Origin of the sequence: Agarivorans sp. B2Z047, assembly GCF_023373605.1 — a bacterium.
GTDB classification, from domain to species: Bacteria; Pseudomonadota; Gammaproteobacteria; order Enterobacterales; family Celerinatantimonadaceae; genus Agarivorans; species Agarivorans albus.
The window spans coordinates 906,639-918,883 of sequence record NZ_CP088080.1; the positions used below are offsets into that span (position 1 = coordinate 906,639).

General features: G+C 44.1%; 10 protein-coding genes and 2 pseudogenes. 4 read left to right on the plus strand and 8 right to left on the minus strand.

Features of this window, described 5'->3' with window-relative positions; translation table 11 throughout:
• Positions 1–9: 9 nt before the first annotated feature.
• The 6 genes and pseudogenes from LQZ07_RS04210 to cra all read right to left on the minus strand — a co-directional run bounded on the left by LQZ07_RS04210 (position 10) and on the right by cra (position 6,292).
• Positions 10–183: a hypothetical protein gene (locus LQZ07_RS04210; RefSeq protein ID WP_249483512.1), complete on the minus strand. Its 174-nt coding sequence runs from the start codon at positions 181–183 to the stop codon at positions 10–12.
• Positions 184–957: 774 nt separating this feature from the next.
• Positions 958–1,125 carry a hypothetical protein gene (locus LQZ07_RS04215; protein WP_194164269.1) on the minus strand — a complete coding sequence of 56 codons (168 nt, stop codon included), beginning with the start codon at positions 1,123–1,125 and terminating at the stop codon, positions 958–960.
• A 5-nt stretch (positions 1,126–1,130) separates the two neighbouring features.
• Complete coding sequence (locus tag LQZ07_RS04220; RefSeq protein ID WP_152786556.1) at positions 1,131–1,364, minus strand: hypothetical protein; 234 nt, start codon at positions 1,362–1,364, stop codon at positions 1,131–1,133.
• A 43-nt stretch (positions 1,365–1,407) separates the two neighbouring features.
• Complete coding sequence (locus LQZ07_RS04225) at positions 1,408–2,391, minus strand: polysaccharide lyase family 7 protein (RefSeq protein WP_249483514.1); 984 nt, start codon at positions 2,389–2,391, stop codon at positions 1,408–1,410.
• 1,541 nt (positions 2,392–3,932) lie between these two features.
• Positions 3,933–4,807: pseudogene (locus LQZ07_RS04230) on the minus strand (iron-containing alcohol dehydrogenase).
• Between the two features lie 495 nt (positions 4,808–5,302).
• Positions 5,303–6,292 (minus strand): catabolite repressor/activator, encoded by a 990-nt coding sequence (cra, locus tag LQZ07_RS04235; RefSeq protein WP_249483516.1) that lies wholly within the window; start codon positions 6,290–6,292, stop codon positions 5,303–5,305.
• Between the two features lie 244 nt (positions 6,293–6,536).
• On the opposite strand from cra, the gene fruB reads away from it, so the two are divergent.
• The 4 genes from fruB to LQZ07_RS04250 are packed head-to-tail and all read left to right on the plus strand — an operon-like array spanning position 6,537 to position 10,401.
• Complete coding sequence (gene fruB, locus LQZ07_RS04240; protein WP_227981701.1) at positions 6,537–7,685, plus strand: fused PTS fructose transporter subunit IIA/HPr protein; 1,149 nt, start codon at positions 6,537–6,539, stop codon at positions 7,683–7,685.
• On the plus strand, positions 7,685–8,437 hold the full coding sequence (locus LQZ07_RS04245) for a hexose kinase (protein WP_255484300.1): 753 nt from the start codon (positions 7,685–7,687) through the stop codon (positions 8,435–8,437). Before fruB ends, LQZ07_RS04245 begins: the two co-directional genes overlap by 1 nt.
• Positions 8,376–8,627, plus strand: a complete 252-nt coding sequence (locus LQZ07_RS24535; RefSeq protein WP_256471359.1) for a PfkB family carbohydrate kinase — start codon at positions 8,376–8,378, stop codon at positions 8,625–8,627. Before LQZ07_RS04245 ends, LQZ07_RS24535 begins: the two co-directional genes overlap by 62 nt.
• 16 nt (positions 8,628–8,643) lie before the next feature.
• Complete coding sequence (locus LQZ07_RS04250; protein ID WP_152786219.1) at positions 8,644–10,401, plus strand: fructose-specific PTS transporter subunit EIIC; 1,758 nt, start codon at positions 8,644–8,646, stop codon at positions 10,399–10,401.
• A gap of 357 nt (positions 10,402–10,758) precedes the next feature.
• Here LQZ07_RS04250 and LQZ07_RS04255 read toward each other — a convergent pair.
• Both LQZ07_RS04255 and LQZ07_RS04260 read right to left on the minus strand, forming a co-directional pair.
• Positions 10,759–11,097: pseudogene (locus LQZ07_RS04255) on the minus strand (transposase); the annotation flags it as partial.
• 582 nt (positions 11,098–11,679) lie between these two features.
• Positions 11,680–12,117 (minus strand): Rrf2 family transcriptional regulator, encoded by a 438-nt coding sequence (locus tag LQZ07_RS04260; RefSeq protein WP_152786251.1) that lies wholly within the window; start codon positions 12,115–12,117, stop codon positions 11,680–11,682.
• Positions 12,118–12,245: the final 128 nt, after the last annotated feature.

Here is a 12,245-nt window from a genome sequence, read left to right on the forward strand (position 1 = left end):
ACCCGTGCTTTACTTGTACTTAATTAAGTAGTGGTAGTTTTTAAAAGGGTAGCGGCTACGATATAAGAACGTAAAAGGGATACGAGAGTGCTTTACGCTACTGGCCGACTTGGGGTTCTTAGTAATGTGGTAGATTTCTTTCATCACTTGCTGTTGGTCGTAGCAATTAAGGCTGGCTAACATAACGACTGCTTGTTGATATAAACAAACGGCGCCTCGCTTAAATAAAAAAGGGTCTAAGCCATAGTCTAGTGCGCAATTGGTGCGGGCATCAAATTTAAGGTGCTTAAAAGCGGGAGGTCTTGCCCGTGTACTTCCAAGTCATACTGGGACATCACGGTCTGTTACTTTTGTGACTGAAAATTAACAGTTTTCATTATAGAAATCCATATTAATTGATAGTTTTAATATTTTCTATGTGAGAGAAAAAAGCGAGTGGTTTCGAACTGTTTAAGTGATTAAAGGTTATTGTTCATAGCCTGACTTAATTACCACCTTTGATTCTTGCAATGCAGCGGTAAACGGTCAAGCTTTAGCCTCCACATTTGTTGATACAACATAAAAATAGTAGTTTCCGAGTAAGTTTGATAGTCCGTCGACAGCAGAGTTTCTCATACTTTTAGACGGCTACGATATTTTAACTTATCAGTCTTCACGTACATTGGGTTGAAGTTCTATCTCGGAAATGGACAGAAACGAGTTACGAGCCAAAGCATACTATGACTTTTGGGATTACCTCAGGTATTGCAAACCATGCTATCAGCAGACATAAAGGTGGCCAAATTTAGCACACCACTACACCATTAAATGATTGTCGTGGACTCGTCGAGCACTACAACCAAACAGATTAACTGCAACTGTTCTTTGCAAAGTCTTGCTTAATAGATTCAAAGGCTACGCAACTCGATGATTGTGTTGAATTCGAATATTGCAATTCAACACAATCAATCTGCTCAATTAAAGTAGTGATGCTTTCTTTGCAATCTCGTCCTTGATTACTTGCTCTGGTGTCATGCCAACTTTATTACAAGCTAGATCCGCTTTTTCTGTCTGGCGCCTACCGAGAGTAAACTTTTTGGGTTTATTTAACTTAAAAGGATGATAGTTGGTGCTTTTTTCACTCATATTACTTACTCGCCTCCTTCAATCTCATCTACACTATGCATGAACACATCCTTTAAAAAACGACTCCCTGAATAGGTTTTTCGTTTCATCGGCCGTCTTTCTCTTCGTTCGCAGGAAAGGTGGTCTTTTTCTTTTTGCTGAACGATAAATGCATAAAGCTTATTGGCGTTATCCACTTCCTCTTGTGTCTTGAAGGTGACATGCTGATCAGGCAACACTTTTATAGAACCATTACTCATCAGACATCTCCCCTAGTACCAAAGAATTTTTTCATCATATAAATTATCGGTGGAAAAGGTTGATTTGAGAAAAGCCCACATCAAAACGCTGACCTGAAAGCGCTGCATCTGGTCTAATTTGTGGATAAATTCCAGCCTTAAAGTAGAAGGCTACATCGTCATCGGTCCAATCGGTAACCAGTGTGACTCGATTGCCGTCCTTATCTAGAAACTCTTCTCCCCACTTCATATCATACTCAACCTTTTGCTGACCATTTGAGTCTTGAGTCATTAAGTAGATGCCATCTGAGTCAACCGTGATGTCATATCTCCATTCCTCTCCCTTTTCGTAAGTGCCCAACTCAACACTAAACGGCCATTTATCACAGCCCGTTTTTTCTGCTAAGTCATCAGTACACTCAATGTTATCTTTAAAGAAGTTTTGGTTGAGGATCGCTCTGACTGGACGCTCTGAGCCTTCCCATTGCATTTTTACTAAAGCTTGCTTTATTTCCCAACCATGAACTTGGCCTACGATCACTTTGGGTAAATCGTCAATGACATTACTCTCAGGATGCTCTGCCACCGTTAAAATGCTTGATAGCGTGTGTGTGTGAGTTTGCGTCGCAGCATCGACAATTTGCCACGATGTCTGTGCCGTTGATGTTGAGCAAGGGTTACTCGTGTCATAATCAACGTTAAACAACTCTCTCAGTTCAGTTCTTATATAGCTTGTATTTGGTGTCGTCACGCCGCCACCCAAATCGGCACGGAAATGCGCTTGATCATTTTGCATATCAAAAAAGACTACACCTGTACTTCCGATGATAGGGGTACTGGCATCAAAGGGAAGAGGGGTCGAATCACATCGCTCAGGCGCAAGCTCAGCTGCTTTTGTCTTACTGCCTGAGCCGTAAAAATCATATTCACTGTCAGGAATAGTGATCTTCCATTTTTTTAAATCCCCGGAGAAAGCTTGTACATTCATACTACTAATTGCGCAGCATGCTATTAAAACAGGTGCAACATTTTTACGTAATCTAATCATAACATTCCCTTAACAATTTGATTTAAAAGCAGTTAATTATAATGTGACAAAGGTCATCTCTAAAAATGACATTTGGCTGTTTTGTGACCTGGGTATTAAATAATACAAATAAACCCAACCAAAGGGTCTGTTGACCTATTCTTAGAAGTTATTAGTTTAGAGTGTAGGATTGTGACTGAAAGCTTTCTAAGGGACAAAGGTATCTTAGACTAATAACTTTAAGCCGATCTTTGTGATCGTTGGTATGATTAGCTAATAACTACCTTAAAGTGCCCAATCAATTTTTAGTTTTATCTGTTTAACTTGCATCCTAGGGATTACGAGAACAATGCAGAAAAGGAGGCTTCGCATATTGAGGAAGGAGTTTGTTACGCTAACCTTGTTTGTTGTTATCCTTAACTTCTTTATTTGGGCATGGAGTTCTTTCGTGAATAGTGGTCCAATTACCGTATTACCTGAAAACAGTGTTCAGAAGCTTCAGCTGGTCTAGTTGAATTTGACAGGCGTTTACGATGAGAAGTGGCTGCAACAATTTATTTTTGTTAACGCAGATCTATTCTCTATACGAGATTGATGCCGATATATCGGTGCTGTGCCAGTGTGTATGGAGCTTACGGCTAAGTCAGGTAGAGTAGACTGTATCTATGTGATGCCATCGGAGCGATTGTCATTGTTGAAACGAAACTCTATCGAAACCCTCAGTCGCGCAGAGAGGTGATTGGGCAGATACTCGACTACGCTAAAGACTTAGTGAATTGGAGTTATGAATATCTTGATGCTAAGGTTCGCGCGGTTACTGGTGGTTCGTCCGTGATTGAAGCGGTGCCATGAGGCGTCATTCATTGATATGGTTCATGTCAGCGAACAATGAAGTATGATCGTTTACAATAAAGTTTGATCATTACTATTTCAAACTTCAAAGAAGCTGTTGGACACTCGAGATCTATTTCATTAATTAGATGGTACGCCCCACACCTACGCTAAAATCAGCAATGTCGACGAACATTTAGAGGTGCCATCATGTCAGCTATTAACGTTATTGGTATAGGTCTCGGGAAAGAATATGAAATAACAGATTGGGTGTTGGATAGGATTGGTGAGCGAGATAGCGCAGAGTAGTAAATAACTAAAAAGGAAGCCATTACAGCACTCTTTCTATGTCATATTATTGAAGTAACCGTGTGTTGTTATAAGATTAGGGTAATCAGCGTACTGCTGACTAAGTTGCGAAACAAGCAGTACCGTAACTAAAGATGGTAATCATTTCCTAATACTGCAAGAGACTTTGACAAGACAATCTAACACATTTATTGCATCAAATCGTGTAGAAAAACTTTGTTCAATACTATCTATGTGAATTTACCCTCGCTCGTTAACAGTATTAGATATTTAGAATGCAAAACCTCTAATACTGATTTTTAGTCAAGATAACTAACATCTTTTGTTCAAGCGATATCTAGGTGTCGTTTCAAAAGGAAAGGCCCAGCTCAATGCCAAACCTTTCTTACTGCGTTTCGATGGGAAGAGATTTTATCACGAAGTTAAGGAGATTTTTTATATAGTTTAATAACTTGATCCTGCGTCATTGGGTGTGGGTTACCGCTTGCGCAAGGATCATTTAAAGCATCTTCTACCCAGTTAAGAATATCTGCTTTAGTCACTCCTAATTGAGTAAAACCTTCAGGGATACCAACACGACGATTCAAGGCTTTGAGTCGAACAATCGCAACAAAGCTTGCTTGCTCTATAGTCATATTTGATGTATCTGCACCAAGTGCTTTTGCGATCTTTGCAAATTTTTCAACATAGTAAGGACGGTTAAACTCACTATAGGTAATAGAATTGCGTTGCAAACCCCATGTGGTAAATCTTTGTGCGCTCCTGCGGGGTGGGCCATCGCATGAACCATACCAAGTCCAGCACTGTTAAATGACAAACCAGCTATAAACTGGCCGTATGCCATCATTTCACGTGCATCCACATTGTCGCCTTCATCAACTGCCAGAGGTAAGCTTTGTGCGATGGTTTTGATGGCCTCTAGAGAAATGTAATCGGTTAGTTTATGTGCCCCAACTGATACAAAAGATTCAATCGCATGTGTTAACGCATCAATACCGGTTGCAGCCGCAGTGCTAGCAGGAATACCTAACATAATGCTAGGGTCATTGACCGAAATGTCTGGGATTATTTTATCGGAGATGATTACGTGTTTGATATGCGTCTGCGTATCAGTAATCACAGCGTTGCTCGTTACTTCGGCAGCAGTACCTGCAGTTGTATTTATCGCGTACAGGGGGGCACCAAGATATTTTACTTTCTCGACTCCATTGTACGTGGCAATTGGTCCATTGTTGGCTGAAAGTATCTTGATTGCTTTAGCTATATAAATTGAACTACCGCCACCAAAACCAACTATATACTACGCTCCCTAGTCACAATACATCTTGTACGCTTGGTTCACGGTATTGGTGTCTGGGTTTGGGCGTACATCTTTGAACAGTACTAAATTCAGCGAACTATCGAGCAGCTTTTTCCTCAAAATGAGTTAGCGTAGCTCTGCCTATTGGCTAGGATGTGCTTTACCAATAGAGGCCAGAGTTCGACTCCAACTCATTCGTTTTCTCAGGAGTTCTTCGTCAATGAATATGTCGTAAGAGCAGTTGAGGTTTCTCCTATATAGCTCGACACAATGTGTGATTCGGTCAGCCTTTCCTAGGCCACTCTTTAGTTGCTATTTCCAAGTATCTCATAAGTCAGCGGATGAATGTCTCCTGAGTGACTATGTTTGCGCTTAGAGAGGGAATTAAGTTTATGCCGAAACTTTGAACCAAGGCTTTAGTCACTTCAATGTCTCCGATATAGTGTTAAGGTCAGAAAAACACTTTGGTATAGGAAGACGTGTGGCGTAACTTCATCGGATCACCAGTCTACGCGAGACTATGTCAACACCCCTTTCATAATCTCCCTTTGCGGCATTTAGTGCCAACTCCAGCACCCTTTCAGCAATTTTGTCGAATTGCTGTGGCAAAGAAATCACTTTGAATGGCAACATATCCAAGAGCTGGTTATCACCGAAGGTTGCTAGCGTCGCGGACTTAAGCACTTCTGGATACTTGGATAGGCAATCCAGTATGCCTTCAAACAATACGTAGGAGCTAACCAAAATTGCGTCAGGTACCAGGCTCTCTAGCATCATCTGGGTAGCGAGTTTTTGACCTTCTTCCCGTGAGAAGTGCTCGCCGTAGTAAACAGATACTTGTTTGTCAGAGAAGCAAGCGGCTCGCTTGATTGCATGGTGAAAACCTGCCTCTCGTTCTTTAGATATTACCAGTTCAGGCACGGCTCCAAACAGGGCGATGCTTTGACTTCCCCTAGCTAATAGGGCTTCGGTGAGTTTGACGGCACCATTAAAGTCTTCACTTATGACACTGGCAAAGATCTCATCGTTGAACATACGGTCGATAGCAATTACCGGAGTACCACGTTGTTGAATTTCCTCGTAGAAAGAGTCGGTAGGAGGGATGCAACTGGCCACCAATAGCACGTCTATCCGCCGACTAACTAAGCTATTAGCGACTTCTTTTTCGTTGCCGTATTCGTCATCACTGCAACTAATTAACAGGTGGTAGCCGTGTTTTCTTGCAGCGCTTTCTAGTAGCTTGGCGAGCCTAGCGTAGGATGCGTTCTCAAGATCTGGGACGATCAAGCCGAAAGTCTTGCTGACGCCTGCGCGAAGGGTGCTGGCTGAATGATTAGGTTGAAAGCCGTGTTGGTTAACGACGGCTAAGACCTTTTCTTGAGTTTTGACGCTAATCCGATACTGTTCTGCCTTGCCGTTAATTACGTAACTGGCGGTAGTGCGAGATACACCTGCTAGCTTGGCGATTTCATCTAATTTCACAATTCTCTCTTGGTGGTGTCTGTAACAATTTTAAGCCAGTGACAATGCAATATATCGAGCTCGTTTAGCCGGCCCTTGTGAGCGTGGTCACTTTTTCAATACAAACTCACTAGGGATTATTTGCAATACTAGCTGGAACGATTCAGCTTGTCAGTATATTAAGAAAACAAGAACCTAATTTTGCGTTTTTTAAGTTAACAGCTGAAACGATTCGGCTGGCGTTCACAAACCGTATCGAGGTCAGATGATGATCAGTTTGAACCAACAAAATATTTCTTTAGGGCAGAAAGCGGCGGTCAAGCAGCAAGCTATCTCCCACCTTGCTGCTTCTCTAAAAGCGGCTGGTTACATTACCGAAGAGTATGCAGCAGGTATGTGGGGTAGGGAGCAGCAAAGCTCGACTTATCTCGGTAATGGTATTGCTATTCCCCATGGCACCACTGAGACTAAACAACATGTGCAAAAAACCGGTGTGTTTGTTCACCAGTTTCCACAAGGCGTAGATTGGGGGGACGGCAATCGGGTCTATTTGGCGATTGGGATCGCCGCTAAATCCGATGAGCATTTGGAAATCTTGAAACAGTTGACCCGAGTGCTTTCTGCCGACGGCGTGGAAGGGGTACTTCGCAACGCTCAAACCTCGCAAGAGATCGTTTCTCTAATCAATGGCGAGCAGCAGACAGAGATCGAATTTGATGAAAAATTGGTGCTCAACGAAGTACCAGTAGAAAACTTTCAAGTATTAAGTGCGGTTGCGGCTGGCATGCTCAAAAACCGAGGCTGTCTAGAAGAGCTGGCCGTGGCACAAGCCTTGCTGGCTGCCGCCAGTTACCTGGGGGAGGGTGCTTGGTTATTGGAGTTGGGCAAAGGGGCTAAGAGTTCTGGTTTTAGCTTAGTCCGCCCAACAAATAGCTTTGAGTACGCCGGCAAGCCAGTCTCGGCCTTACTTTGTGTTGCTGTGGCTAACACCGCCTGCATTAATCCGCTACAACATCTTGCCGCGTTGGCTTACCAGCGACAGCTGGCAGAACTGAGCGTGGCTGATGCAAAGACCGTAGTTTACAAGCTTAAATCAGGTAGTGAGCAACAGGCTATTACGCCTAATGAGGCAGAAGCTGATAACAGTCGCATTGTGCAGATCCGTAATCCGCATGGCTTGCACGCTAGACCGGGGGCGCTGCTGGTGGCAGAAGCCAAAAAGTTTGCCAGCGCAATTACGGTGGCCAATTTGGACGGTGATGCTAAAGCGGTTAACGCCAAGAGCCTAATGAAGGTGATGACTTTAGGAGTGAAGAGTCAGCATCGTTTACAGTTTATCGCTGATGGTGATGACGCTCAGGCGGCCTTGCAAGCGCTTGAACTAGCTATTGATAATGGTTTGGGAGAAAGCTAATGACGAGTATTAACAAAGTCCTAGCAGTGGCCTTAAACCCCGCCTTAGACCTGACCGGCTCGTTGAATCAGCTGAGCAGTGGCAAAGTGAATCTGGTGAACCATGCTAATCTCCATGCTGCTGGCAAGGGGGTCAATGTGGCCAAGGTGCTCGCCGAACTTGGTGCGGAGGTAAGCATCACCGGTTTCTTGGGCAGCGATAATCCGACTAAGTTTGAGGAGCTTTTTGCCCAGCTCGAGATCGATGATCAGTTTATTCGGGTGCAAGGCGCAACCCGAACCAACGTCAAGCTGGTTGACCTGATGGGTGAAGTGACAGACGTCAACTTCCCTGGTGCGTTGATCTCGGCGGATGATGTGCAGCAATTTGAGCAACGCCTGTTTGAGCTGGTTGAAGAACATCATTATGTGGTTTTCGCGGGGAGTGTGCCTAAAGGCGTGGAACTAAGTCGTTTCAGTGGCTGGATCAAAGAGCTCGGTTCTCGAGGTAACCAAGTGCTGGTGGATTGCTCTGGCGAGGCCTTGTACTACGCCATTCAGGCGAAACCCAGTTTTATCAAACCCAATCAAGAAGAACTTGAGCAATGGGCAGGTAGCCCGTTGTTGGATCTCGATAAGGTTAAAGCCCAAGGCGAGAAAATAGCCGCGCTCGGCATAAATAACGTGCTGATATCGCGCGGTGAGAAAAGGTGTGCTGTGGCTGAATCAAGGGCAGTGGCGCGAGGCCATACCCGAGTCAGCCAAGGTAGTTAGTACCGTGGGGGCAGGTGATACCTTCGTGGCCAGTTTTTGTTGGGCTTGTTCTCAGCAGATGCCACCTGAGCAGAAACTTAAATTTACTACTGCTATGTCAGCACTAGCTGTGTCGCAGATAGGAGTAGGTGTGCCTAGTCAGGACCAGCTGCAAGCGACTCTCGAAACAACTCAGTTTGCGGTTTTATGAGAATGAGGATAGATGGATGAATATTGTAAGCCTTACAGCCAGCCTTGAGGGCGTGGCAAACAGCACCATTGCCGAAGCGATGTTAGAGCAAGCGGCGAAAGATAAGGGATGGTCGCTACATAGCGAGTGTCACAGCACATTGCAAGCCGTGCAGAGCTTGAGTTCAGAGCAAATTAGTCAAGCAGAACTGGTTTTGGTAGTAGCTGAACCCGCTGCGTTTAGTTTGTTAGAATTGCAACGCTTTGATGGTAAAGCGGTCTACTTTGCTCAGTTTGAGCAAGTCATGGAGTCCGCAGAGCGCTTGCTCGAAAAGACTGTTGCAGAAGCTCAGCCATTTAATTACACGGCGCTAGACTTAAGCGTCCAACGTGGCGAGGCTAGTAGCTTGAAAGTGGTTGGTATTACCGCCTGCCCGACCGGGGTCGCGCATACCTTTATGGCAGCGGAGGCCTTGCAGGAAACTGGTGAGGCGCTGGGTTATCAAGTCAAAATCGAAACTAGAGGTTCAGTTGGTGCTAAAAACACCCTCACGGAACAGGATATTGCCCAAGCCGATTTAGTGATAGTAGCCGCAGACATTGAGGTGGACTTGGCTCGCTTCGACGGTAAAAAGCTATTCAAAACTAGCACCGGTCATGCACTCAAAAAGACCAAGGAGTGCTATCAACAAGCTCTGGATCAGGCAAAAGACTATCAGCACCACTCGAGCAGTTCCTCTAATAGCAATGCTGGAGCAACCAGTAGCACTGAGAAAACCGGCGCTTACAAGCATTTGATGACCGGTGTTTCGCACATGTTGCCACTGGTTATTGCGGGTGGCTTAGCCATTGCGCTTTCGTTTGTGTTCGGGATAGAGGCCTTCAAAGAAGAAGGCACCTTAGCTGCAGCACTAATGTCAATCGGTGGCGCATCGGCCTTCGCCTTAATGATTCCAGTACTTTCCGGTTATATCGCTTATTCTATTGCGGATCGGCCTGGATTAGCCCCTGGCTTGGTAGGGGGGATGCTAGCAAGCAGCACCGGAGCTGGGTTTCTCGGAGGCATTCTTTCAGGCTTTTTGGCCGGTTATTTAGCTAAGTGGTTGCTGGACAACATCAAGCTGCCTAGCTCGATGGAAGCGCTAAAACCCATCTTGATCGTCCCGTTCTTGGCGACTCTGGTTTGTGGATTGATCATGATTTACATCGTTGGCGAGCCAGTCTCCACAGTAATGGTAGCCTTAACGGGATTCCTCAATAACATGGGTGCAACCAATGCCATCTTGCTTGGCGTACTACTGGGCTCAATGATGTGCTTTGACCTAGGTGGTCCGGTAAATAAGGCGGCTTATACTTTTGGTGTTGGCCTACTATCCGCTCAGACCTATGCGCCAATGGCTGCGGTTATGGCTGCTGGTATGGTGCCTGCATTAGGGATGGGAATTGCTACCTGGGTGGCCCGCAATAAGTTTGAGCAAAGCGAGTCAGAAGCTGGTAAAGCGTCCTTTGTACTCGGTCTCTGCTTCATCTCCGAAGGCGCTATTCCTTTTGCTGCCAAAGATCCGCTAAGAGTCATTCCTGCGTGTATGGCGGGAGGGGCCTTCACTGGTGCAATGAGCATGTACATTGGTGCTGAGCTACTAGCGCCACATGGTGGAATCTTTGTACTGTTTATACCCAATGCAATAACGCCAGTACTAACCTATGTCTTGGCGATTGCCTTAGGTTCATTAATTACGGGAATGTCTTATGCTGCGCTCAAAAGACGTCCTGAGATGGTAATGGCTAACGGCTAGTCCCGTCTAGGTTGGTTTCAGCTGGCAGTTCCTCCACTAAGTCATACTATATTCAGTGGGGCTCTGCCAGTCTTGTTTAGAATACACGGCAGAAGTAACTTGGATCTTGAAACCCAGAGCGCGTGGCGATTTCTTCCGGTTTGAAGGGATAGTTACTTGAGTAAGAACTTTGGTCGCGCCAGCCCTACCCAGGCTATACATTCGGCAAAGCGCATATGTCCTTCTTGACGATAAATTCGCGATAGATGATTGGGTTATAGTCCGAATCGAGCAGCGACTGACTCTAGAGTTATATTTCGATGGACGTTCTCTTGGATATAGATGCAGACGCTTTTATATAAGTCAATTTGCCCAAATATAGCTCATGTCGAGCGAAAACTTAGACAAGATCTTACGGTCGATCTCGTCAGTGAGTTTGGTCTGATTCTTCTTGATGAGCTTGGGCTCAAACGAGCCTTGACGGTCACGCGGAGTATCGAGTTCAAATTCACCAACTGAAAACTTAATCGTCTTCTTGCTAGAGCTATTCTTGCGATTCGGCTGATCATCAGATTCTAGGTGTTGTTCTAGTTCTGCCTTCAAGGCAGCTTCTGTGATCTGTTTGATTAGAGGGGTTAAGAAGCCATCCTTCTCCGTCAGAGCTTGTCCTGACTGAAGGGCTTTAATGGCTTGTTCTAGATCGAAGTCTTTGGTCATGTGTCATTCCTGCTTTGTACATGTTACTGAAATAACACAGATTTCTTAACACTACCGATAATCAAGAATGACATTGATTTTCACTTTTTTCTTAGCGCTTGCTGCATTGTTGTCTTCCATTCAACGTCCCTATTAAGACTACTTTCTATAGTCTTTTCACACTCTTCCCATATTGAGCATTGTACACACGATTTTCTTTACACACACTCAACACCCCCCTGTAATATTGAGCTTTCATCGAGGGGTGTAAATTAATTATCAATAAGGTGTGAATGGTGAAACAAATACAATTCTATGTACTTTCTCGTTACGGTGGATAATATATACGCTACTAGTTAAAATTAAAGAAGGAAGGCAACGACAACTGTTGCAGCAAAACCCAAAAGCATCTCGTGCATGCACCGCCGTACACATTTAATGACGTACAGCCATTCCAAAATGCTGCCCAACTAACGAGTGAGGCAAACAGAAAGAACGGCCTAAATGCTAACTCAAAAAAGCCATAACAAATCTCCCCTTAATTCTCTTTTAATCTACTCCTTTCATTAGACGTCACCAAAATGAGCCACTCAAACAAAAAAATCATGTTACGTTTATTGACAAAATGTCCCCTAGCTTATGTTTTTCGCCAATTAAGTCCTGAAGAGTATAAGAATCTAAGAAGCGATAAAACTGCTCTTGAGCTTGAGCAAAAATGTGTTTCAACTGACAACTTGGGGTAATGACGCAAGTATTCTGATTACCAAAACATTCAATTAGATTTCGCTTGTCTTCTAATTCACGCACTAACGCACCTACATTAATATCACCTGGAGCATTGTTAAGCTTTAAACCACCATTTCGGCCTCGAGTCGCTATTAAATATCCTTTCAGATTCAACTGATGAACTATCTTCATAAGATGGTTTTTAGATATGTTATAGCTTGTTGCTATGTCGCTTATCGTACTGAACGATTCATTATTAATCGCTAAGTAGATAAGCACTCGAAGAGAGTAGTCAGTATAACGTGTGATATGCATAGTCACATAATTAATTCATTTTAAAGGTGCATTAATTATGTAACTAAACTAGTCTAAATGATAGGTCGGTCAAATGTTAAGACAGTCTCTATGATAGAACAATTACAATCTAAGACTTAAACTAGGCA

Bases quoted from the DNA above. Each gene is read 5' to 3' on its own strand.
- LQZ07_RS04210 (WP_249483512.1), bottom strand. From the start codon at position 183: ATGTTAGCCAGCCTTAATTGCTACGACCAACAGCAAGTGATGAAAGAA.
- LQZ07_RS04215 (WP_194164269.1), bottom strand. From the start codon at position 1,125: ATGAGTGAAAAAAGCACCAACTATCATCCTTTTAAGTTAAATAAACCC.
- LQZ07_RS04220 (WP_152786556.1), bottom strand. From the start codon at position 1,364: ATGAGTAATGGTTCTATAAAAGTGTTGCCTGATCAGCATGTCACCTTC.
- LQZ07_RS04225 (WP_249483514.1), bottom strand. From the start codon at position 2,391: ATGATTAGATTACGTAAAAATGTTGCACCTGTTTTAATAGCATGCTGC.
- fruB (WP_227981701.1), top strand. From the start codon at position 6,537: ATGATGATCAGTTTGAACCAACAAAATATTTCTTTAGGGCAGAAAGCG.
- LQZ07_RS04245 (WP_255484300.1), top strand. From the start codon at position 7,685: ATGACGAGTATTAACAAAGTCCTAGCAGTGGCCTTAAACCCCGCCTTA.
- LQZ07_RS04250 (WP_152786219.1), top strand. From the start codon at position 8,644: ATGAATATTGTAAGCCTTACAGCCAGCCTTGAGGGCGTGGCAAACAGC.
- LQZ07_RS04260 (WP_152786251.1), bottom strand. From the start codon at position 12,117: ATGCATATCACACGTTATACTGACTACTCTCTTCGAGTGCTTATCTAC.